Below are 23731 nucleotides of genomic sequence, written 5' to 3'. Positions count from 1 at the left end.
AATACCCTGCCGGAACAGGTTATGCCCGCAGAATCCGCAATGAACAAACGATGGAACATATTGCAACCGAATGAAGATGCCGTAGCTGAATTGCATAATAAATTGAAGATCAATAAATTACTTTGTAAGATCTTAGTACAGCGGGGCATTCGGACCTTTGACGAGGCAAAAGACTTTTTTCGCCCCGGTACCCGCCAGTTGCACAGCCCCTGGCTGATGAAAGACATGGAAAAAGCCGTTGAACGGGTACTGCAGGCCTTCCGGGAACAGGAAAAAATCCTGGTATTTGGCGACTACGACGTAGACGGCACTACTTCTGTGGCCGTGATGTATCGTTTTTTAAGGACCCAATACGAAAAAGTGGACTTTTACATCCCTCACCGCTACCGCGAGGGCTATGGCATCAGTAAGGCCGGCATTGACTTTGCAAAGGAGAACGGCTTCTCCCTCATTATTGCCCTGGATTGTGGGATCAAGTCTGTAGAGCTGGTGCAGTACGCCCGCACCCTGAACATCGATTTTGTGATCTGTGATCACCACCTGCCGGATGCGGTGCTCCCCGATGCCGCCGCCATACTCAACCCCAAACAGCCCGGCTGCCGCTACCCCTATAAAGAGCTCTGTGGTTGTGGGGTGGGGTACAAACTCATTACCGCACTCTGTGAAAAGCTCGGCCTGCCGGAAAGCTTCCCCGAGCAATACCTGGACCTTGTGGCCACAGCCATTGCTGCTGATATTGTGCCCATCACCGGCGAAAACAGGGCATTGGCTTATTTTGGATTGCAACGGGTGAACGAGGAACCCAACCCCGGCATAAAGGCCCTTGCCTTCCTGAGCGGCACCAAATTCCCCCTGCATATACACAACCTGGTTTTTATGATCGCGCCCCGGGTGAATGCAGCAGGCAGGATGGATGATGCCCGCAAAGCCGTTCAGCTTTTTGTAGCGCCTTCCTACGAGGAGGCGCTGATGTACGCCGAACTGTTGCACAGCGACAACAGCGAACGCAAGGAAGCCGATTCGGCCATTACAGAAGAAGCGCTGGAGATCATCCTGCAAAATACCGCCTGGAGCACCCGGAAGTCAACCGTTGTGTACCAGCCCCATTGGCATAAAGGCGTAGTAGGCATTGTAGCCTCCCGGCTGATCGAGCACCATTACCGGCCTACCGTGGTGCTTACAGAAAGCGGGGACTACGCAGCCGGCAGCGCCCGCAGCGTGCCGGGTTTTAATCTTTACGAGGCCATCCATGCCTGCCGGGAATACCTCATTGGCTATGGAGGTCATTTTGCAGCCGCCGGGCTTACTCTAAGCAAGGAGAATGTGATCCCGTTCCGCGAAAAGTTTGAAGCCGTTGTGGCAGCAAGCATTCCGGACGAACTGCTGATCCCCGAGATCCTGATCGATGCGGAGATCAGCTTTCGCGATATTACCCCCGCATTATACCGCATCCTCCGGCAAATGGAACCGTTCGGACCGGAAAATATGAGCCCTGTTTTTGTAGCCCGAAACGTAAAAGACACCGGCTTCAGCCGCATCGTCAAAGAACAGCACCTCCGCTTTGTAGTGCGGCAGGACGATGTGCAGTTCACAGGCATCGGTTTTAATATGGCTCAAAAATTCCCGGTTATTGAAAGCGGACAACCTTTTGATCTTGTTTTTAAAATTGATGAAAACGAATGGCAGGGCAAAAAGAGTCTGCAGTTGCGGGTAGAAGATGTAAAAGCTGCTGACTGACACGAGGTTGTATCAAGAGTCTTTCATTTGTCGCATTTATGCAGGCATTAAAAAAAAGTGCCTGCAGCGTATGCCGGGCTTTAGATCCGCTGGACTATAAGATTTCGGAGGACACGATCCTGATCCCTACCTATCATCTACAGGCGTTTCATCATTCCTTTGTTTTTAACCTTGGTGAAAACTGCAGTATTGAAGCGGCCTTTACCGGAATCTGGGAATGACCAGGCTTTACCAAATCTCCGGGAAAATGGATCTTTGAAATTTTAATCAGCTGAGGACTCTAATTCTGAACATTTTCATAAAAAATTGATACTCAATTACAAGTGAGTTAATCTAAACCAAAGATCCCGGCCATGGACCTAAAAAAGATTGTCCCACTGGTATGGATGAGAGACCTGGAGCAAAAACTGACTGGAATACCCAGCCGGTTGCAGCCCCTGAAAAATAAGCCACCGGGAATTACAAATCGGAAATTAAACCTATCTTTGCAGCCCCTTAGGATATCCTGAGGGTCTTATTTATTTATTTTTTAAAAAACAATTGGGTAATGAACAATTATGAATTGATGGTGATTTTTACCCCGGTTTTAAGCGAAGATGAGTTCAAAGCTGCTCAGAAAAAATTTGCCGGTCTGGTAACTGAAGCAGGTGGCTCTATCGTGTATGAAAACCCCTGGGGACTGAAATCACTGGCGTATCCGATCCAGAAAAAAACAACCGGTTTGTACTGGGTGCTGGAGTATACTGCGCCATCCGACTTCAATGAGAAGCTGAAAATACAGCTTCTGCGTGACGAGACCGTACTGCGTCACCTCTGCACAAAACTCGATAAATTCGCCGTCGAGTACAATGCAAAAAAGAACAGTGGCGTTAAAACAGGAACCGAAAAAGCAGTGGAGGCTTAAGTTATGGCAAAAAACGAAATCAAATACCTGACGGCCATTAAGACCGACAAGCGCGTTAAAAAGTTTTGTCGTTTTAAAAAATATGGCATCCGCTACGTAGATTATAAAGACGTAGAGTTCCTGAAAAAATTCCTGAACGAGCAGGGTAAATTGCTGCCCCGCCGCTTAACCGGAAACAGCCTGAAATTTCAGCGCCGGGTTTCTGACGCGGTGAAAAAAGCCCGTCAAATGGCTTTGTTACCTTACGTAACCGATCTTTTAAAATAGGCAATGCGCAATAGGGAATAGTCCATTGACCATTCCCTATTGCCTGTTCACTTTAAATTAGTAACCATCCCTAATGGCGCTGCGGCGCCAGACAGTCACAATCGCCGATTGGGCTCCGGGAGCTAAAACCCGCCTGCGGTAAGCAGGCAGCAAAAACAATGGAAATAATCCTGATCCAGGATGTGGATAATCTGGGCGCTGCCAACGAGGTAGTGAACGTCAAAAACGGATATGCCCGTAACTATCTGATCCCCCGTAAATTAGCTGTTGAAAACAACAACAGCAACAAAAAACAGCTGGAAGAACGTCTGAAACAATCGCGCAAAAAAGAAGCAGCCATGCTGGCTGAGATCAACAGCGTTATTGCGAAACTGAACGCAGCCCCCCTGAAACTGGGTGCGAAAACAGGAACCAGCGGTAAGATCTTTGGAAGCGTTACCAACCTGCAGCTGAGCCGGGCGATCCGCGAGCAAAAAGGTTATGAAATTGACCGTAAAAAGATCCATATCACCGACGATATCAAAGAACTGGGAACTTATAAGGCAACCATCGATTTTGGCGGAGGTCACAGCACCGAAGTTGAATTCGAAGTGGTGGCGGAATAAGGCAGTTTTCTGAAGTTTTTAAAAAACACACCTTCCGGGTGTGTTTTTTTTGTTATTTATGCCAAAAAAAATTGGGCAGCCAAGAAATTAGCCTATATTTGATATTAGATTACAGTGTTCTTTCAGTAAAAGTTTCGGAATATTTTTAATGTTCATTGAATTTGGTACTGTTTTAGCACTCTTTTATTTTTTAAAATTCAAACAAAATGAACATTTACGTAGGAAACCTAAGCTGGAACCTGAAAGACCAGGACCTGCAAAACTTATTTGCTCCTTATGGGGAAGTAACATCTGCAAAAATCGTATCTGACAAATTCACAAACCGCAGCAAAGGTTTTGGATTTGTAGAAATGGCAAACGATGAAGAAGCCAAGGCTGCCATCGAAGCTTTGAACGGTACAGAAGTTGACAGCAGAAACATCGTTGTAAACGAAAGCCGTCCTAAAGAAGGTGGCGCCGGCGGCGGTGGCTACAAAAAAAGAAGCTTTGGCCAGGGCGGAGGCGGATACAAAGGCGGCGGAGGCGGATACCGCGATCGTTATTAATTGAATTCCATAACGGATAGAAAAGCTCCTGAACAGGAGCTTTTTTTTATGTTTATTAGTTGTTATACGAGACTTAAAGTCCAGCATAACAAAGGTCTGTAACAAATAAACGGCGACCTTGTGAGTCGCCGTTTGTGTTCTATTGCAAGGTTAATGGGATCTTTAATATCTGGCCGTTGTTACCGGCTCTTTTCCGTCGTATTTACAGTTTATTTACGTCGAATCATTTTCCTGATCTCCTGTTTCCCAGCCATTTGAAAAAGCGTCCAATATAGTAGATCAGCAACAAAGCAAGAAACGGTATTACGAACACAGCCAACACGCGCATAACCTTTTTGCTGATCCCATAAAACGAACGAACCGGTTTCAGCATGGTTGTTACTATCGCCAAATAAGCGAACACCAATGTAAAAGGAGGAATACCCAGGAAAGAGATCCATTTACCGCCGTATTGCTGGCGCATGGGCCGCTTCAGCCGCTCTGCGATCAGGTACATACTGGGTACCATTACCAGGGTCATAAAGAACGCAAAAGCCAGACCAAAGATGATGGTCCAGGAAAGCGGCTTCCAGAACATCACATTATCACCGCCAAAGAAGATCTTTGGATTGAGCTCGGAGAACATGGTCACAAAATTGATGTTAAACCCAACCGCCAGCGGGATCAATGCCATGATCGCTGCCAGGGCGGTCAACAGCACCGGGATGATCCGCGTTTTACCCGCCTGTATCACCGCCTCCCGCGTCCGCAATCCGCGCGCTCTGAGCTCGTCCGCAAATTCGATCACCAGGATACCGTTCTTAATTACGATACCGGCCAGCCCGAGAATTCCCACCCCGGTCATTACTACCGATATTGCCATACCTGTAATGGTAAAGCCCAATAATACCCCGATGATGCTGAAAACGATCTCCGTTAAGATGATCACCGATTTACTCATAGAGTTAAACTGTGCCACCAGTATCAGCAGGATCAGCCCCAGGGCGATCAGCAATGCTTTGCCCAGGAACGCTCCTGTTTCCGCCTGCTGTTCCCCCTCCCCGGTTTGCCTGATCGTAACATCATCGCCGGTTGCGTGGAAATTATCAATGGCGGATTTTATCTGTGCATTTACCGCCGTAGGCGTATAGCCCTCTGCCTCCAGCACGTTGCTGCGCAGGGTGATCATCCGTTTCTGGTTCTTCCGCTGCACACTTCCCAGCGTATTGGTGTAATCAACATCCACTACCGAACTGATCGGAACACTTTTTACTTTTCCCGTGGCCATATCCCGGAATACTATATTCATGTTCAGCAGGTCCGTAAGGTTCTTACGTTGCAGCTCGGTATTGCGGACATAGATCTTATACTCATCCTTTCCGTTCTTGATCTTACTGGCCTCATTACCAAACAGGGCGGTACGGATCTGCATCCCGATCTGCGAGGACGATACTCCTTCGCTCAGCGCCCGTTCCCGGTTCACTTTCAGGGTAACCTCGGGGCTGCTCAGATCCACATCCATCTTCAGTTCTTCCACACCGGGGATCTGCAGGCTGTCCAGGTAGTTTTTCAGATCAACCGCAGTCGGAAGCAGGTTATCAAATTCTTCACTGGCCACCTCAATATTGATCGGCGGTTCTGTAGGCGGTCCATTCTGCTCCTGTTCCACGGAGATCTCCGCACCAGGTATGTTCTTGATAGCCTGGCGCACTTTGGTCAGATAAGGCGCCGTGCTTACGCCGTGCCGTTTTTCAAACTCCACAAAGGAAACCTGAATACGTCCCAGGTTGCTGCGGGTACTTCTGTCGCCGCTATTCGGATCAGCCGCACCAACGGCCACGTTGGCGATCACACTTTCCACGATCCGGTTCTTTTTTCCTTTGACGGGGTCTATATCCAGGGCTTGGTTCACCTTGGCCTCCAGGCTGCGCGTAATAGAATCCGTATATTTTACATCTGTTCCGCTGGGCAGCTTCAGGTACACATAAATAAAATTGGGATCAGAGGATGGGAAGAAGACCACTTTGGTCCTGCCCGCCCCCGCTGAAGCGCCAAACAGCATAAAAGAAAAGATCAATAATCCTAAAGCGCCCAGCAGCAGCCAAACAGGCCTCCATCCCTTCAGCGCCCAGCGCAGCAGATCTTCATAATGTCCCATGATCCAGGGCAGCGCCTTGTTCTGGAATTTATGGATCCAGTCATCAAAAAAGTAAACATGCAGTACTGTAAGGATGGCAAGGAACAGGGACAGGTTCCCTATAAAGAAAGCGATGCTTCCTTTTCCCAGGGGAATGCCGATCAGATCGAAGAGCACGCCGATGACCACCATTACCAAAAAGGGTCTGGAGCGGAACACATCTGATTTCTTTTTCTGCTCCGGGTTATCCGGGTGGTTCATAAAATCCACGGCAAATACCGGGTTCATGAGGAAGGCCACCACCAGCGAGGCCGCCAGCGTAAAGATCAGCATCAACGGCAGATAGATCATGAACTTACCGATGATCCCCGGCCAGAACAGCAATGGGAAAAACGGCGCCAGGGTGGTCAGCGTTCCGGCAAGGACCGGAACAAAGACTTCACCGGCAGCGAGCATGGAAGCCCGTTGCGCGTTTATCTTCCCTTTTGCTTCCGTAAATATCCGGTGCGTATTCTCGATCACCACGATGGCATCATCCACAATAATTCCCAATCCGAACAACAGCGCAAAAAGCACCATGAAATTGAGCGTAATATTGGTTCCGATGAAGGCCTCCCCAACCGGTATGAACATAAAGGCCACAAACATACTGAGTGGTACGCTCAATGCCACAAAGAAGGCATTGGTTAATCCCATAAAGAACATCAGGATGATCAATACCAGTATGAACCCGATCACAATGGAGTTCACCAGGTCGTTGAACGAGGTCCTGGTTGAGATGCTCTGATCGCCGGTAACGGTCACCTGCAGGTTCTGGGGGAACACCGTCTTCTTCATTTCCTCGCTGATGTTTTTCACGGCATCGCTGGTCTCAATAAGATTTTCCCCGCTGCGTTTTACAATGTTCAGCGTCAATACTGTTTTCCCATCCAGCCGGGCATAGCTGTCGGTTTCCTTGATGGTATCTTTTATGGTGGCAATATTCTTCAGGTAGATCGGGTTGCCGGTATTGTTGCGTACGATCACTTCTTCAATATCCCTGGCTGTTTTAAACTGCCCTTTCAATTGCAGGTTACGCCGCATATTGCCCACTTCCAGCAAGCCGCCGGAAATGTCTGCATTTTCATATTTTACAGCATTGGCAATATCATCAAAAGTGATGCCTGCCGCCTGCATTTTAGCATTGTCCACATTCACCTGGAACTCCCGTTCCGGTGCGCCTACCAGGTCTACCCGCGTGATCTGCGACAGCTCCTCGATCCGGTCCTTCATTTTATCTGCATATTCCTTCAGCCGTACCCGGTCTATATCGCCACTCAGGTTCACATACATAATAGGCATTTCAGACATGCTCACTTCCAGTGCCGTTGGCTCCTGGGTAAGGTCCGTAGGCAGGTCCTGCCGGGCTTTATCGATCGCATCCTTCACTTTCTGCAACGCCACTTCCACTTTTTCGTCCGAACCAAATTCTACCATGATGGATGAATAATCCTGGAAGGAGCTGCTGGTTACCTTGGTAACCTTCACGCCGGTCATACCTTTCAGCTGTTTTTCAATGGGCTGTGTTACCAGGTTCTCAATATCCTTGGGCGAGTTTCCCACATAAATGGTAGATATATATACATTGGGGATCACTACATCCGGAAAACTTTCCTTTGGAGTGGAAACGAATTTGTACACTCCAAACAGGGAAACCATCAGGATGATCAAATAAAGTGTTGTCCGGTTCTTTACCGCCCAATCAGTAGGTTTAAATCTCTTGCTCTTTCCTAAAAAATCTTCTAAGATACTCATATGTGCATTATTTGTAGTAAGATAAGCCTATGCCTACTCAATTTATTTTGAAGCCTCTGTGGTCACTATCTGCCCGTCATACAGGCTCTGGAACCCTTCCGTGATCAGCTGATCACCGTTTGCCAGTCCGGACCTGATCTCCAGTTTATCGCGGTACAGCTCACCTACCACCACTCTTTTTTTCCGGGCCACCAGGTTGCTTCCCTCTTTTGCTGCTACCAGCACAAACTTTCCTTCTTCATCTGTTTGCAGGGTATTGACGGGTACCGTAATGGCATCACCGGAGCTGTAATCCTGGATCTGCACTTTTGCGAGCTGGTTGGCCCGGATGGACGGATCCTGCGGCACGGCAGCTTCCACATAGAATGAACGGGTTGTCGGGTCGATCAGCTTGCTCACTACGCTGGCCTTTGCTGAGATCTCTTTATTACCGGCATCGGGCAACGTGATCTTCAGCGGTGTTCCTACTTTGATCCGGTCGATATAGGTTTCCGGAACATTTACCACCAGCCTAAGTACTGATGTATTAATAATTACAATTTGTGCCAGAAGCCCTCCTCCCGAAAAAACTTCACCAACCCGTACGTTCACCTGATCCACAGTGCCACTGATGTCTGTTGTAACATTTGTATAACTCAATTGATCCTTTGCCTGTTTCACCTGTGCTTCGGCTGCACGTAACTGACTGGTCAGCGCATCTACATTGGTCTTTGCCTGGATCACCTGTATCTCGGCACCAATGTTGTTTGCCCACAGGTTTTTCTGCCGCTCGTAGGTCGTTTGTGCCAGCTTCAGCTGCGCCTTGATCTGGCCCGTCTGCTGCTCTGCTGCGATCACCTGCTGGCGCTGTACGGCATCATCCAGCTTCAGCACAGTTTGTCCCTTCCGGACATGATCTCCCTGCTTCACATAAATGGCCCTTACTACCCCACCCGCCCCTTTCGGCGCTACGTAGGCACTGTTCTTGGCATCGATCTTACCCTGCAAGTCGATGTAATGATTAAATGCGTCGCTGCCGATGGGCTGTATGGTTACAAATTTTGCCTTAACGGTATTGGGTTCCAGCTTTGCCAGCTCTGTTTCTAATTTGGTCAGCTCATCATTGTTCTTCTTCTGCTCGGCTTTCAGCTTTTCGATTTTGGCTTTGAGGTCACCCACTTTCCCTTTCTCCTTTCCGCCTCCGCAGGAGTAAAGCACCAGTGCAAAAGCAGTGATCGTCAATGTGGTTTTTAAAACGCTGTGCATAAAATATAGTATTAAATAGTTTGGATGTTAAAATTTACCTACGGCTTTTAAGAAATCTACTTTTGCCACAACAGCATTGTACAGGGCATTGTAGTAGTTGGTCTGCGCTGTCTGCAGCTGTACCCGTGCATTGTCGATCTCGATCTGGCTGCCGGTACCCATTTCATATTTCTTCTTGGTTTGCTGATATACGTTCTCTGCCAACGCCATGTTCTGTTTCTGATAATCCATATCCGTAATGGCAGATTTAAATGTATTTTGGGCAGCCTGCCGTTCGTTATCAATATTGATCTTCAGCGCTTCCAGCTGGTTCTGCGTTTGCTGTAATCTTATTTTGGCCTGTGCGATACGTGCGTTCGTTGCCCCGCCCGTAAAAATGGGTATATTAAGCTTCACTGTCAGAGCGCTTACGGGAGACCAGTAGGAATGGCTGCCATAGAGGTCAAACTGATTGCTTTGTGCCATTTCATTAAAATATCCGTTCAGCATCAGGGTTGGGATCTTGCTGCGTTTGTAACGCTGAACATCATATTCGTTCAACTTCACGCCCATTTCCGCGAGCTGAAAATCCTTACGCTGGCCGTAATTAAACTCCGTGGCTTCCAGTATTCCCTCTTTTAAACTCTCGTCGGTCAACGTATCCGTAAGAACAAGATTTTCTTTAACAGGCATTCCGATCAGTACCTTTAGTCCAAGATAGCCGTTTACGATCTGGTTTACAACGCCGGCTTTTTGTGATCCCAGATTTGCCAGCTGCACATCCAGCTTATCAATATCCAGCTTTTCAGCAAAACCATTATCGTACATAACTTTTGTATCATGCTTGTTCTTTTCCAGTAAGGCAATGTTGGAATCAAGCAAGTCTATTTGTGTTTTGCCAACCACCAGTTGATAATAGACCTTTGCAATATTCTGCCTTATCGCTTCCTGTGTTACCTCAACATTCTTTTCATTATATTCAATGAGCGTTTTACGGGCTTGTAATCCCGTAAATACCTGCCCATCAAATAAAATCTGGTTGAGGGCAAAACCGCCGCTGGAAGTCCATTTTACACCAAAAGGTATTCTTACAAAACTCCCCGCTTCCCCGCCAAAAAACTCTGCCGGTACTGCGCTGTTCATCAACTTAATATTGTAGGTAAGATCACCGCTTGCACTGATCTGCGGATATGCGCTGCCCGTAACCTCCCGGTTTACCTGCTCCTGCAATTTAATATCCAGCAGGGCATTTTTCACCTGCACATTGTGTTGTTGCCCGTACTCGAGGGCCTGCTGCAATGTGAAATAATGGGTACTGTCCTGTGCCCGGCCGCCGCCTGCGGCCATCAGTCCTGCCATCACCATCACCATGAACCTAATCTTTTGCATCTGAATTATTTTTTGGTTTGTGTTTTTTATATTTTTCAATTAACCGCTGTCCTTTTGCGGTAGCCATTCCGTGGAGGAAAAAATAGAATACTTCCTGCTGAACCTGGGACATGCCCTCCTTCACCTTCCCGTAGAATTCCGGCATAAAGAGAATATCAATGCTTCCTACCCGGAACTGCGCAACGATGTCGATATTGAAATCATCCCGGTACAGCCCTTCGCCGATCCCCCGTTTTATATTTGCCACGATGACATCGTAAATGAACCCGTTCTTATAATCTAAAAATTTCCGGTAGGCCTTGGGGTGATATTTCTTCAGATCATTCATCAATACCGGGTTCATATTCCGGAACAGCTCAGAGGTTTGCTCAATTGCCAGAAACCCTTCATGCACCGCATTGTCCGAGATCTGGTGATATTCCTTGCATTGTATACAATTGTCCTGCAAGGCCTTTTCGATCGCATCCCCTACCAGGTGGTCTTTATCGGTATAATACTGATAAATCGTTTTTTTACTGCTGCCCACCGCTGAGGCAATATCATCCATACTCACGCTACGCGCACCATATTGCATAAACAGCTGCAGCGCCTGGTTCCGGATATGCGTTCTATTTTCGTTTTCGTCTTCCATTTTGCCCCGCGAAACTATGGAAACTTTTTGAACTACTAAAGTTTCCTGCGTTTTTTTCAAAAAACTTAACCGAAGTTATTATCGCGGGTGATTTTTGCCCTGTCTATCCCGGCAAACAGCATTTTTTTACCGGTGAACGGCCAAAAACAGGGGGCACAACGTTTTGAGCTCCGGCACGAGGGCCTCCCCTTCCGGCAAGATACCGGCTTTTTATCGCCCCTACTTTGGGCGGCTATCTGTAAAAAGCGGGAGGCAACGATCATTTTAGCAAAAAAGCATGACCCCGAAGGATCCGGCAAGAACCGGTTGCAACCCGTTTATACGTCCAAAAGAACAACGGAGCGCCATGGGCCCGGCGCATGATGATCCGTGCCTATGGCACTTATCAAATTAGGCTTCGTTAAAACCGCGCTTTAGCACAGCTTTAACGACAACAACGCGCCAATGGCGCTTATAGGGAGCATCAAAATACGTTTTTAAACAGCCTCTCAGAATCGATGCATAAATTGTAAGCCGCAAATTCGCTGGTTTTATTTTGATCCCAATCCAAAAAAATAAAAACGGGTTGAACCCGGTGGCGCTCATCGGCCTACAAGCGGCAACTGAAGCCGGAAGAACGATTAAATGATCTTTTTGTACTAAGCGGTCCATCCCGGCAAACAGCATTTTTTTTGCCGGTAACCCACATAAAACATCAACGCAACCGGAGTTACTGCTAAAAACTTTTATTTTTGCCGGTTATCATGACTACCGCGCATTATAAAAAAGAAGACCGCCTGTTGAAGAAGCTGTTCCGCTATTTTCTGCAGGGACTGATCATCCTGGCACCCATTACCATTACCATCTATATCCTGTACCAGCTTTTTAACTGGGTAGACAACCTGCTGCGGCCGGTAATGATCATCCCCGGGCTGGGTTTTTTAACGATCCTCCTGTTCGTCATCTTTATCGGGTGGGTCAGCAGCTCGCTCATCATGGAAGCGGTCATCAGCTTTTTTGATCACTGGCTGGAACGTACACCGGGCATCAAACTGCTTTACACTTCTATAAAAGATTTTTTTCGTGCATTTGCCGGCGATAAAAAGAAATTTACCAAACCCGTGCTGGCAAACATCTTTGACCGCGATATCTGGATCGTGGGATTCATCACTGATGAGGAAATGGCCAAATTCAGGCTGGGGGCCGATATGGTGGGCGTTTATGTGCCCCAGGCTTATAACTTTGCCGGGCAGCTTTATATTTTGCCGAGGAACCGGGTGCAGATGATCGATGACATTCCTCCCGGTGATGCGATGAAGTACACGGTAACCGGGGGTGTGGTGGAAATGGAGACCCAAAGATCAGAAACCCGCCCGTAACACCGCTGCCTGAACCTGAAAATAGTAAATCAATAACCGAATCATGTCAGTGATCAAACCCTTTCCGGCACTGAGGCCGCAGAAAGCCATTGCTTCCAAAGTAGCCTCCCGTCCCTACGACGTGCTAAGCAGCGCGGAGGCCAGAGCCGAAGCGGAACACAACCCTTACTCCTTCCTGCATATAACCAAAGCAGAAGTGGATCTCTTGCCTGGTGCAGACCTGCACAGCAGTGCGGTTTATGAAAAAGCCGGGGAAAATCTCCGGAGCTTTCAGCAGCAGGGGATTTTGTTCCAGGAACCGAAGCCCTGCTATTATATTTACCGGCTCGTCATGAACGGCCGGAGCCAAACCGGCCTGGCAGCGGTTGCTGCAGTTGCCGATTACGAGCACAACAAGATCAAAAAGCATGAATTTACCCGCCCCGAGAAAGAACAGGACCGGATCGACCATATGATGGCCACAGAAGCCCAGACCGGTAAAGTGTTCCTTGCCTATAAAAATGTGCCGGAGCTGGATGCACTCATCCATAATTGGACGAACAGCCACCTGCCGGAATACGATTTCACCGCCGATGATGACATCCGGCATACGGTTTGGGTGGTGCAGGAAGACCCGGTAATAGAGCAGATCACCCGGTTATTTGAAGAAAAAGTACCGGCAACCTATATTGCGGACGGGCATCACCGTGCGGCCTCGGCAGCAAAAGTGCACCAGGCCCTGCCCGCCAGCAGCGAGGCGGCTTATTTCCTGACCGTTATCTTTCCGGCTGCAGAACTTGCCATAATGGATTATAACCGGGTGGTGACCGATCTCAACGGCCATACAACCGAAGATTTCATTGCCGCCCTGCACGAGGACTTTGAACTGACCGCCTCCGAAACAGCGGTGAAGCCTGCGCACCTGCACGAATTCGGCATGTACCTGAAGGGCCGGTGGTACCTGCTCAGAAGCCGGCCGGATACGTATACCGAAGACCCGGTGGGTGTGCTCGACGTATCTATCCTAACAGAAAATGTACTGGACAAGCTGCTGGACATTAAAGACCAGCGTACCGACAGGCGCATCGATTTCGTGGGTGGCATCCGGGGACTGAGTGAACTGGAAAAGCGGGTGAACAGTGGTGAAATGAAGGTGGCCTTCAGCTTGCATCCCGTTACCATTCAGCAGTTATTTTCCATTGCAGACAGCGGAGCAGTAATGCCCCCCAAGAGTACCTGGTTTGAACCGAAACTACGGGACGGGCTGCTGACGCATTTGCTGTAATTGCTTAAGGTTGGACGTCTGTAGATTGCCCCGCGGATTCCACGGATATTCACAGGATGCAGCGGACGTCTGCAGATCTGTGAATAGCTGCCCCGGTGATATTACATAAGGAAACAACATCTGCTGACCATTAACCATTGATGATTAACATTCCCCGAAGCACTCAATACCTGTTTCCACATTTTCAAATTATAACTTCCTCAAACTTCTCCTGTAAAAACAATTAAAATTGTGTGGCTACCACCCTTTAACCTATTTTTACGTCCTATAAGGGATGATTCGGCTTATTTTTTGCTAAATAAGCAGAAAACAATTAAACACACTGTGAATCAGTTACTTAAAATATCAAAAATGAAGCAGATCTTTACCGCGGGCCTTTTTTTAATGGGAACCGTTATGGCATTCGGGCAGGACCAGGTTGCCACTATGCGCGAAAATGCGCGGAAATTTATGATGTCCGGCGACATGGACAATGCACTGTTGGTGTTGAACAAAGCGGCACAGACGGATAAAAACAATATCGATGTTCAAAAAGACCTGGCACTGGCTTACTATTATAAAAAGGATTACGCCAAAGGACTGGAAGTGGTAAAGCCTTTGCTGGCCTCCGAAACGGCCGACGTGGCTACCTACCAGCTGGCGGGCACCCTTTACCGGGGTACCGATAACGGCAAGGAAGCAGAAAAGATCTATAAAACAGCCATTGAAAAATTTCCCAAGCAGGGGCCGCTGTATAGTGAATACGGCGAAGTGCTTGAAGTGCTGAAGAACGGAACTGCCGCCATTGCCATGTGGGAGAAAGGCATGGAAATGGCGCCTTCTTACAGCGGGAACTACTATAACGCGTCCATTTATTATTTTAAGCAGCCTGAGGGAAAGATATGGGCCATTCTTTACGGAGAGATCTATGCCAATATGGAGAGCCTGAACCCCAAATCCGCCAATATTAAAAAAATGGTGCTGGATGCCTATAAGGACCTGTTTTCCGGCAACCTGTCGCAAACCGCGGCAAACACCAAAAATGAATTTGCCAAGGCCGTCCTGGAAACCTTTGCCCGTCAATCCGGGATCACTGCACAGGGACTGACCCCCGAGACCCTGGCCATGATCCGCACACGTTTTGTACTGGACTGGAACAATAATTACGGTAAAAAATTTCCCTTCCGGCTGTTCGATTATCATCAGCAGCTGATGCGTGACGGTATTTTTGACGCTTATAACCAGTGGATGTTCGGCCCGGCAAACAACCAGTCCGCCTTCGAAACATGGGCCGGCGCTCATAAAGCGGCTTATGACAAGTTCACTGAGTTCCATAAATCAAGGGTATTCAAAATGCCGGCCGGACAGGTCTATTCCAGCCGGAAATAATTTATTCAACGGATCTTTTCCCGGACCACTTCCCTGCGGAAGTGGTTTTTTATTTAATGGATTTTTCTTAAATTGTAGATGAACTTTAAATAACAGCTAATGAATTTTCCAGCCTACAGATTGTTTGATGCGGTGGCCCACCAGTTGAAACATTTTCCCAAACCGGATATGTTGAATGCCAAAACAGATGGCAGCTGGAGATCCTTCTCAACAGAAGAGGTCAGCAGCACTGTTAACCAGCTATCACTTGGCCTGATCGGGAAGGGCGTACGCGGAAAGAACCTGTCTGCCGAGGAAAGCGACAAGATCGCGATCATTAGCCAGAACCGGCCGGAATGGGTATTCACTGATCTTGCCGTACAACAGACCGGCGCCATCCTGGTGCCCATTTACCCCACCACCAATCCGCAGGAGCTGGAATATATACTGAACGAGTCCGAAGCCAGGTTTATTTTTGTCAGCACCCGGGAGCTCCTCGAAAAAGTGCGATCCATCAAAAGCGATTTTCTCCGGGGCATCTATACCTTTGATGTCATTGAGGACACCCCGCATTATTCAGCGCTGTTCACTCCTGAAACGGAAGTCCTTGCAAAAGAGTTGTCGGATATCCGGAGCCAGTACAGCCCCAAACATACCGCCACCATCATTTATACCTCCGGTACTACCGGAACACCCAAAGGCGTGATGCTGAGCCACGAGAATATTGTAAGCAATATCTATTACTCCAAAGCCAGTTTCCCGTTTCCGGATCAGCCGCAAACGCGCACCCTGAGCTTTTTGCCGCTCAATCATATTTTTGAAAAGATGATCACCTATCTCTATCTGTTCAGTGGCATCAGCATCTATTATGCAGAAAGTATGGAAACCATCGCGGACAACCTCAGGGAAATAGAACCGGACGGGTTTACCACAGTACCCCGCCTGCTGGAGAAAGTATATGAAAAGATCATGATCAAGGGCAAGGAGCTGACCGGTATCAAAAAAGCGCTGTTTTACTGGAGTGTAAACCTGGGCACGCAATACGACAACCGCGTTCAGAAGGGCGCCTTTTATAACTGGAAGCTCAATATTGCCCGCAAACTGGTCTTCAGCAAATGGCGGGCAGCTTTGGGCGGGCGCATCCGTTTCATCATAACCGGGGGGGCGGCTGCCCCGGAAAAGCTGTTACGCATTTTTAACGCTGCGGGCATTCCGGTTTATGAAGGGTACGGCCCCACTGAGCATAGCCCCGTCATTTGCGTGAACCGTGAAGAAGCGGGCGGTACCTACTACGGAACCGTGGGCCCGCCCATTGAAGGCATTCAGGTAAAAATAGCGGAAGACGGGGAAATACTTGCCAAAAGCGAATCGGTGATGCAGGGCTATTATAAACACCCGGAGCTGACGGCAGAAGTTGTGAAGGACGGATGGCTGTACACCGGGGATATCGGGGAATGGATCGAGAACCGGTTTTTAAAGATCACGGACCGGAAAAAAGAGCTGTTCAAGACCAGTGGGGGAAAATACGTGGCGCCGCAGCCGATCGAGAATAAAATGAAGGAAAGCAAGTTCATTGAGCAGATCATGGTGGTGGGCAATGATAAGAAGTTTGTCAGCGCATTGATCGTGCCGTCTCTCCACGCGGTAAAGGACTGGATGCAGGAACAGAAAATAGAGATCGGGAGCAACGAGGAGATCGTCAAAGATCCAAAGGTTCATGCCCTGTTCCGTTCTGTGATCGATCACCACAATGTTCAATTTAACCATATTGAACAGATCAAAAAATTTGCTTTACTTCCACAGGAATGGAGCGTAGACACCGGTGAAATGACGCCCAAACTCAGCCTGAAACGGAAGGTGATCCTGGAAAAGTTCAGGAACGAAATTGATGAGATCTATAATTAAAAAATCTTTGCTGTGCCGGTCTTTGCGGCACAGTTCCGGGCGACGGGCCGACCGGGGAGCCGCAGCATACAGCTGCATTTGTCTTCTACGATTTCCCGGAATCCTGAGCAACAAAAAAACTCCCGGAAAGTGAACCGGGAGTCTGTTATGAATCATGTTATTTTTTAGGTGTTTACAGGTCCGTAATGGGCCTGTATTTAGGCACCAGCGACTTCATAATGAACCATGCCACCAGGTAGGCAACAGCACAAATGGCGAACATGATGGTGTAGCCCGTTTCGATATGTCCCAAAGCCTCATATTTATCAAATAAGAAGCCGCCTAATTTATTTACTACAACACCGCCCAAACCACCGGCCATTCCCCCGATACCCACTACAGAGGCCACCGCCTTTTTAGGGAACATATCAGACACCGTTGTAAAAATATTGGCGCTCCAGGCCTGGTGCGCCGATGCACCAATACCAATGAGGAGCACCGGTATCCAGTAGCTGATATGCCCCAAAGGTTGCGCCAGCAATACCACCAACGGGAAAAGCGCAATGATAAACATAGCCATCATCCGTCCGTTATATGCCTGATATCCGCGCTTAATAAAATACATGGGGAACCACCCGCCTGAGATACTGCCGATCATTGTAAGGCTGTAGATCACCATAATGGGCATGCTGATATCGCTATCGATCATGCCATATTGGGCTTTCAAATAGGCCGGCAGCCAAAAAAGGAAAAACCACCAAACACCATCCGTCATAAACTTGCCTACTGCAAAAGACCAGGTTTGTTTGTATCCCAGCAATTTCCACCACGATACTTTCTGCGGTGCCGCTTCAGATGCAGTAACACCCCCTTCTGCTTCATCATCCTGCTGAATGTATTGTAATTCGGCAGCAGAAAGACGTTTTTGCTTTTCCGGCCTTTCATAAAAAAAGAACCATAAAACCAGCCATAAGAAACCAAGCAGCCCTACTACGATAAAAGCCCCCTGCCAATGCCATTTGTCCACAATAAAATATACAAGCGGCGCCGCTACCACCGCTCCGATATTTGCCCCGGAGTTAAAAATACCTGTGGCAAGTGACCGTTCTTTTTTGGGGAAATATTCGGCAGTGGTCTTTATGGCCGCCGGGAAGTTACCCGATTCTCCAAAAGCGAGCACCGCCCGGGATATCATAAAACCCAGAACCGAAGCGGTTGCTACCGTTATTCCAAGTGCAGAAAATGCGGAGCCGAACACTTCTCCGATGGGAATTGCAAAAGCGTGCAACATGGCGCCAAGCGACCAAATGATAATGGCCCAGGTGAACCCCCGTTTGGTTCCCAACTTATCAATAATACGTCCTGCAAATAACATTGAAATGGCATACATAAATGTAAACACCACATTAATATTGGCATAATCTGAGTTCGACCAGCCGTACTCTGCTGCGAGTGTAGGTTGCAGCAAGCTTAAAACCTGCCGGTCGATGTAGTTAATGGTGGTTGCGAAAAACAGTAGGGCACAAATCGTCCATCTGTATTTTCCTATGGCTTGTTGCATCATTATTTACTTTTTATTGATTGTATCGTGTTTAGAACCGCAGCCGTCATCTGCTCAATGGCAGTATAATCTTTGGCTGCCATTAATTGTTTGCTTACCAGTTTACTGCCCATGCCCACGGCACAAACGCCGGCTTTAAACCAGCCGCCGATGCTTTCCTCGGTGGCATCTACCCCGCCGGTGGGCATGAACAATAATTTCGGAAAAATATCTTTGATCGTGCTCAGGTATTTTGGCCCCAGCATATCGCCCGGGAACAGTTTAATGAATTGCACGCCTGCATTTTCTGCAGCGATGATCTCCGTAGGGGTCATACAGCCCGGGGCATAAAAAACATCCTTTTCTGCCGCAAAAGCCGCTATTTCCGGAACAAAACCCGGGCTTACAAAAAAATCGGCTCCCGCTTCCAGGTATTTTTCTGCATCCTGCAGGTTCTTGACCGTGCCAATGCCCAGCAGCAGCCCCTGCATTTCCTCGTCGCGGACCGCCACCAGCTTTTTGAAATTATCAAATGCCGCTTCACCACGATTGGTATATTCTACTGCCCGCACGCCTGCTTTGTGCAGCGCGCGCAATACTTCTACGCTCACGGTCTCATCCGCGTTAAAATACAGCGGCAGCATCCCCTGCTCAATAATGGTTTTAATGGTTTGTTGTACTGCCATTCCTACAATTTTATTTTCATTACTAATTTTTTAATCACACCATCACTGATCATGGGTGCATGCACGTCTTCCGGAAAGAAGATCACAAACTGTCCCGGGGTCAATGTGAAAAAGGTATCCGGCGCATCCCGGTAGAACTGCACATCTTTTTCCGGGCTATAGTCCCCATTGGGTGTAACACAGTCCCGGCGTGGTTTCCAGCCCATCTGCTCCGTGCCGCTGATCACATACTGGATATCGATAAACCGGTTGTGACATTCGAATTTTTCCAGCGAGGCCTCCTGCTTTTTTCCGGGCGCTTCGGAAACGATTGCTTTAACCGCATCTTCCGCTACCACATAGGTGCCGGAAGCAGCACCGGCCAGGTCTGTCTGGCGTATATAGTCAAATGCTTTTTTAAATAATGGATGCAACAACTCATAGCGCAATGCATTCTCTACCGTATCAATTACCATATAATTTTTTATTCGGTTGTTCCGGCATTGCGGGTTCACGCAGGCCCAACCGGGATTTTAAATAAATTGTTTTCCCGCTCTTTGCGGATGCACGGGCTGCATCCAGGATCTCAACAACCGTTACATTAACCGGCAGTTCATACAGATCATTGGGCTCCTGTTTCAATACCCCCTGTATCACACCGGCAAACACCGCAAAAGGATCCTCAAAAGGCGCCGGACGCGGCTCCAGGGTTTGTGTCGTTTCCGGGAGCTTCCCCTCCAAACGGGTTTTTACCATTGTCCGGTCCACGGCGATGGCGTATCCTTTGGTGCCGTACACTGCCATATCCTTACGGCTGAAGGTCCAGCTCCACGATGCCTGGATCACACATTGTACCTGTGGATACTGCAGGATGATCGTAGCTTCGTCTTCCACCTTCGGGTACCTGTCCGGCCGGTTCTGATGTGTTACCGCCGTTACCGAAACCGGTCGCCGGCCGTCCATCAGCCAGGTCATCAGGTTGGCACCATAACAGCCAAAATCCGTCAATGCGCCACCTCCGTTCTTCACCGGGTCCGTAAGCCAGGAAACAAAATGCCGGTTCATGGCCCAGGGCCCCTCATGACCATCATTCACCAAAACTTTACGCAGCTGGCCCAGCTTTCCCTCTTTGTAGCAATTCCGCACATACTGGTTGCTCGAATACCAGGAGGTTTCAAAGTTCGTCAGCACTTTGATCCCATAGCGTTTTGCCAGGCGTTCTATTTCCAGGGCATCCCGATAGCTGGTGGCCAGGGGCTTTTCCACCATCACGTGTATGTTGCGCGGCGCAGCTGCCCGCACCACTGCAATATGCTCGTTAACGGGTCCAAAAGCCATCACGCCTGCCGGTTTTACCCGATCCAGCATTTTCCCGAGGTCCGAGAAAAAAAGAGCTTGCGGTAAATGATACCGCTCCCGGAATTCACGGATCCGGTCCGTATTTGTTTCGTAAATCCCAACGATCTCGATATCGCCCTTCAATTTCCGGTTGTAGATCCAGTCGCTATGCCCGTGCGTGATCCCGGCCACTGCAAGCCGTACCGGCTGTTGTGCCCGGGTCGTACACGGCCCCAGGACACCCAGCAAAAAAATCAGCAGCAACCGTTGTATCGTTTTTATTTTCTGCATCATGTTGCGGCCTCTCCGGAGCAGCTATTACCGCTGCACACGGCCGCTGGCATCGCCTTTCATCAGCGTTTTTACATCGCCCAGGGTGGCATGGTTCAGATCGCCGGGGATGGTATGCTTCAATGCAGAAGCAGCCACACCAAACTCTGCCGCGTCGGCCATGCTCATACCGGTTACCAGGCCATAGATCAGACCGCTGGCAAAGCTATCGCCGCTTCCCACCCGGTCCACAATACGTACATCGTATTTGCGTGTATGGTAAAATTCCGTACCATCGCTTACCAGCGCGCTCCAGCCGTTATCGCTGGCGCTGTAGCTTTCCCGCAGTGAAGACGCTATATATTTAAAATTGAATTTCTCTTTCATCTGGCGGATCACATCCTTGTAACCATCCAGGTTCAGCTCTCCTTTTGTAATATCGGTATCAGCCGCTTTAAAGCCCAGTGTGGTCTCCGCGTCTTCTTCATTGCCAATGCAAACATCCACATATTTGCAGAGCTCACTCATCACTTCGCGGGCTTTTTCCTTGCTCCATAATTTTTTGCGGTAGTTCAGGTCAATGCTGGTAGTGATCCCCTTTGCTTTTGCTGCTTTCAGCGCCGCTTCGGTCAGCGCCGCTGCTTTATCGCTCAGCGCCGGGGTAATGCCGGTGGTATGGAACCAGTCTGCGCCTTCCAGTATCTTATCAAAATCAAATTCACCTGCATCCGCATCGGCAATGGCGGCGCCGGCGCGGTCGTAGATCACCTGCGAAGCCCGCATGGAGGCTCCGGTTTCGAGAAAATAGATCCCCAGGCGGTCGCCGCCCCGCGCTACAAAGTCCGTATTTACCCCATAACGGCGCAGATGATTGATGGCCGACTGACCAATGGCATTGTCCGGAACTTTTGAAACAAAATACCCGTTCAGTCCATAATTGGAAAGAGCCACGGCCACGTTGGCTTCGCCGCCACCATAAGTAACATCAAAAGAACCGGCCTGAACAAAACGTTCAAAACCGGGGGTGGACAAGCGTAACATGATCTCGCCCAGTGTAACTATTTTCTTAGACATTTTATTAATTTGAAAATTCGTTGATTTGAAAATTTGAAAACCGGCAGGCCCGGTACTGATCATTTACTACCCGCGCCGGCCATCCTGTTATTCCCTATTGACCATTGACTACAGCAACGTTGGTACCGGCGCCGGATCCATATCCGTATACTGTTTGTTTTCACCGGCCATCCCCCAGATAAAGCCATAATTGGAAGTACCGCAGCCAAAGTGCATGCTCCAGGGCGGTGAAATAACGGCGTCATGGTTTTGCATGATGATGTGCCGGGTCTGCTGCGGCTGGCCCATCATGTGGAACAGGCGCTGCTCTTCCGGAAGATCGAAATAAAAATAGATCTCCGTCCGGCGGGTATGTGTATGCGGCGGAACAGAGTTCCATACGCTTCCGGTTTCCAGCACCGTCAGCCCCATTACCAGCTGGCAGCTCTGGACGCCTTCTTCATGAATGTATTTATAAATGGTCCGTTTATTGGAAGTAGTAATGTCACCCAGCGTTACCGGCGCTGCCTGCTCCCTGGTATATTTGGTGGTCGGATAATCTTTATGTGCGGGTGCCGATAAAATGTAGAATACGGCCGGGTCTTTTTTTCCATTGCTGCCGAAACTCACCTTTTTGGACCCGCGCCCGATGTACAGGCAGTCCAGCTTATCCAGGGGAAATTTCCGGCCGTCCACCGTTACGGCGCCCTTGCCGCCTACATTAATGACCCCCATTTCTCGGCGTTGCAGGAAAAAGTCCGATTTCAGCTCGTTTTCATTTTTCAGCTGTACGGTCTTTGCCACCGGTTTTATACCACCTACGATCAACCGGTCATAGAAGCTGTAGACCAATGTTAACTTATCTGTCTTCATCAGATCTTCTACAAGAAAGCTCTCCCGCAGCTGTTCTGTGGTCATTCCCTTTGTTTCCTGCGGACTGTGTTCGTATCTGATCTCCATTTGTTATTCGGTATTTAAAATTTGAAATTTTTATTTTTCACCGGCCCATCCAGCCACCGTCCACGGTAAGGATGGTGCCGTGCACATAACTTCCGGCCTCAGAAGCCAGAAAGACCGCCGGCCCGGCAAAGTCTTCCGGCACCCCCCAGCGGCCGGCCGGGATCCGGTCCAGGATGGACTTACTCCGGTCTTCGTCTTCCCGAAGTGCCTGTGTATTGTCGGTTGCAATGTATCCCGGGGCGATGCCGTTTACATTGATCCCTTTGGAGGCCCATTCATTGGCCAGGGCTTTTACCAGGCTGCTCAGGGCTCCCTTGCTGGCTGCATACCCCGGCACATTGATGCCCCCCTGAAAGCTGAGCAAAGAGCAGGTGAAGATGATCTTTCCGGAGCCTTTCTCAATCATATGCTTTCCCAGTTCACGTGCCAGTACAAAGGGAGTATCCAGGTTAATGGTGATTACATTATCCCAGTACTCATCCGGATGTTCTGCTGCCGGTTTCCGCATAATGGTTCCGGCATTGTTCACCAGGATATCAATGCGTTCATTTTCCGCCAGCACCTGCTTTACCAACGCATATACGCTGTTGCGGTCTGCAGCGTCCAGCTTGTAGTGCTTAAAGCTGCGGCCCAGCTGCTTTACGGCTGCTTCCACTTCAGACCCTGCTTCCACTGTACGGGACGCTACGATGATGTCCGCGCCGGCTTTTGCCAGGCCAATAGCCATCCCTTTTCCAATGCCTTTATTTCCTCCTGTTATTAAGGCTGTTTTTCCAGAAAGATCAAACATGCGGTAATTTATCGTTTATTTGTTTGTTATTAGACGTTAGATCTTAGATT

22 protein-coding genes are annotated in these 23731 nt (G+C 48.8%); 10 read left to right on the top strand and 12 right to left on the bottom strand.

Annotated elements, in window-relative coordinates; translation table 11 throughout:
• Positions 1–39 precede the first annotated feature (39 nt).
• The 5 genes from recJ to B160_RS0120975 all read left to right on the top strand — a co-directional run bounded on the left by recJ (position 40) and on the right by B160_RS0120975 (position 4058).
• Positions 40–1737 (top strand): single-stranded-DNA-specific exonuclease RecJ, encoded by a 1698-nt coding sequence (gene recJ / locus B160_RS0121000; protein ID WP_026309918.1) that lies wholly within the window; start codon positions 40–42, stop codon positions 1735–1737.
• Between the two features lie 547 nt (positions 1738–2284).
• Positions 2285–2641: a 30S ribosomal protein S6 gene (gene rpsF / locus B160_RS0120990; RefSeq protein WP_018629906.1), complete on the top strand. Its 357-nt coding sequence runs from the start codon at positions 2285–2287 to the stop codon at positions 2639–2641.
• Between the two features lie 3 nt (positions 2642–2644).
• Entirely contained in the window at positions 2645–2908 is a 264-nt protein-coding gene (rpsR, locus tag B160_RS0120985; protein WP_018629905.1) for a 30S ribosomal protein S18, read from the top strand.
• Positions 2909–3066: 158 nt separating this feature from the next.
• A complete protein-coding gene (gene rplI, locus B160_RS0120980; protein WP_018629904.1) occupies positions 3067–3513 on the top strand; it encodes a 50S ribosomal protein L9 in 447 nt (148 codons plus the stop codon).
• A 206-nt stretch (positions 3514–3719) separates the two neighbouring features.
• Positions 3720–4058, top strand: a complete 339-nt coding sequence (locus tag B160_RS0120975; protein WP_018629903.1) for an RNA recognition motif domain-containing protein — start codon at positions 3720–3722, stop codon at positions 4056–4058.
• A gap of 223 nt (positions 4059–4281) precedes the next feature.
• Here the strand turns inward: B160_RS0120975 and B160_RS0120970 are convergent, their stop codons facing one another.
• Genes B160_RS0120970 through B160_RS0120955 form a run of 4 tightly spaced genes read right to left on the bottom strand, consistent with a single transcriptional unit; the run spans position 4282 to position 11272 of the window.
• Entirely contained in the window at positions 4282–7968 is a 3687-nt protein-coding gene (locus B160_RS0120970; RefSeq protein ID WP_018629902.1) for an efflux RND transporter permease subunit, read from the bottom strand.
• Positions 7969–8010: 42 nt separating this feature from the next.
• Positions 8011–9213, bottom strand: a complete 1203-nt coding sequence (locus tag B160_RS0120965) for an efflux RND transporter periplasmic adaptor subunit (RefSeq protein ID WP_018629901.1) — start codon at positions 9211–9213, stop codon at positions 8011–8013.
• A gap of 27 nt (positions 9214–9240) precedes the next feature.
• On the bottom strand, positions 9241–10581 hold the full coding sequence (locus B160_RS0120960; protein WP_018629900.1) for a TolC family protein: 1341 nt from the start codon (positions 10579–10581) through the stop codon (positions 9241–9243).
• Positions 10568–11272, bottom strand: coding sequence for a TetR/AcrR family transcriptional regulator (locus B160_RS0120955; protein WP_018629899.1), 705 nt, complete (start codon positions 11270–11272; stop codon positions 10568–10570). The genes B160_RS0120960 and B160_RS0120955 overlap by 14 nt, the downstream gene beginning before the upstream one ends.
• Before the next feature lie 72 nt (positions 11273–11344).
• On the opposite strand from B160_RS0120955, the gene B160_RS0120950 reads away from it, so the two are divergent.
• On the top strand, positions 11345–11575 hold the full coding sequence (locus B160_RS0120950) for a hypothetical protein (RefSeq protein WP_157558158.1): 231 nt from the start codon (positions 11345–11347) through the stop codon (positions 11573–11575).
• 27 nt (positions 11576–11602) lie between these two features.
• Here the strand turns inward: B160_RS0120950 and B160_RS0120945 are convergent, their stop codons facing one another.
• Complete coding sequence (locus tag B160_RS0120945; RefSeq protein WP_157558157.1) at positions 11603–11863, bottom strand: hypothetical protein; 261 nt, start codon at positions 11861–11863, stop codon at positions 11603–11605.
• 80 nt (positions 11864–11943) lie between these two features.
• Between B160_RS0120945 and B160_RS0120940 the strand changes: the two genes are divergently transcribed.
• The 4 genes from B160_RS0120940 (at position 11944) to B160_RS0120925 (ending at position 17086) form a co-directional block, all read left to right on the top strand.
• The gene (locus B160_RS0120940; protein WP_018629896.1) at positions 11944–12570 is read left to right on the top strand and encodes a DUF502 domain-containing protein; all 627 of its coding nucleotides are present in this window, start codon (positions 11944–11946) and stop codon (positions 12568–12570) included.
• Positions 12571–12613: 43 nt separating this feature from the next.
• Positions 12614–13834 carry a DUF1015 domain-containing protein gene (locus B160_RS0120935; protein ID WP_018629895.1) on the top strand — a complete coding sequence of 407 codons (1221 nt, stop codon included), beginning with the start codon at positions 12614–12616 and terminating at the stop codon, positions 13832–13834.
• Positions 13835–14185: 351 nt separating this feature from the next.
• Positions 14186–15202 carry a tetratricopeptide repeat protein gene (locus B160_RS0120930; protein WP_018629894.1) on the top strand — a complete coding sequence of 339 codons (1017 nt, stop codon included), beginning with the start codon at positions 14186–14188 and terminating at the stop codon, positions 15200–15202.
• A gap of 99 nt (positions 15203–15301) precedes the next feature.
• Positions 15302–17086 carry an AMP-dependent synthetase/ligase gene (locus tag B160_RS0120925; protein WP_018629893.1) on the top strand — a complete coding sequence of 595 codons (1785 nt, stop codon included), beginning with the start codon at positions 15302–15304 and terminating at the stop codon, positions 17084–17086.
• A gap of 172 nt (positions 17087–17258) precedes the next feature.
• Here the strand turns inward: B160_RS0120925 and B160_RS0120915 are convergent, their stop codons facing one another.
• The 7 genes from B160_RS0120915 to B160_RS0120885 form a co-directional block, all read right to left on the bottom strand.
• Positions 17259–18629 carry an MFS transporter gene (locus tag B160_RS0120915; protein WP_018629891.1) on the bottom strand — a complete coding sequence of 457 codons (1371 nt, stop codon included), beginning with the start codon at positions 18627–18629 and terminating at the stop codon, positions 17259–17261.
• Positions 18629–19291 carry a bifunctional 4-hydroxy-2-oxoglutarate aldolase/2-dehydro-3-deoxy-phosphogluconate aldolase gene (locus B160_RS0120910; RefSeq protein WP_018629890.1) on the bottom strand — a complete coding sequence of 221 codons (663 nt, stop codon included), beginning with the start codon at positions 19289–19291 and terminating at the stop codon, positions 18629–18631. Before B160_RS0120910 ends, B160_RS0120915 begins: the two co-directional genes overlap by 1 nt.
• A gap of 2 nt (positions 19292–19293) precedes the next feature.
• Entirely contained in the window at positions 19294–19746 is a 453-nt protein-coding gene (locus B160_RS0120905) for a NanQ anomerase/TabA/YiaL family protein (RefSeq protein ID WP_018629889.1), read from the bottom strand.
• The gene (locus tag B160_RS29810; protein WP_211218095.1) at positions 19736–20902 is read right to left on the bottom strand and encodes a Gfo/Idh/MocA family protein; all 1167 of its coding nucleotides are present in this window, start codon (positions 20900–20902) and stop codon (positions 19736–19738) included. Before B160_RS29810 ends, B160_RS0120905 begins: the two co-directional genes overlap by 11 nt.
• Positions 20903–20926: 24 nt before the next feature.
• Positions 20927–21952 carry a sugar kinase gene (locus tag B160_RS0120895; RefSeq protein WP_018629887.1) on the bottom strand — a complete coding sequence of 342 codons (1026 nt, stop codon included), beginning with the start codon at positions 21950–21952 and terminating at the stop codon, positions 20927–20929.
• A gap of 108 nt (positions 21953–22060) precedes the next feature.
• Complete coding sequence (kduI, locus tag B160_RS0120890; protein ID WP_018629886.1) at positions 22061–22891, bottom strand: 5-dehydro-4-deoxy-D-glucuronate isomerase; 831 nt, start codon at positions 22889–22891, stop codon at positions 22061–22063.
• Between the two features lie 37 nt (positions 22892–22928).
• On the bottom strand, positions 22929–23681 hold the full coding sequence (locus B160_RS0120885) for an SDR family oxidoreductase (protein WP_018629885.1): 753 nt from the start codon (positions 23679–23681) through the stop codon (positions 22929–22931).
• Positions 23682–23731 lie beyond the last annotated feature (50 nt).

The organism is Niabella aurantiaca DSM 17617, assembly GCF_000374125.1.
GTDB classification, from domain to species: Bacteria; Bacteroidota; Bacteroidia; order Chitinophagales; family Chitinophagaceae; genus Niabella; species Niabella aurantiaca.
Note: the sequence above shows the minus strand (reverse complement) of the source record. Positions and strands in the feature narration are given on the sequence as shown.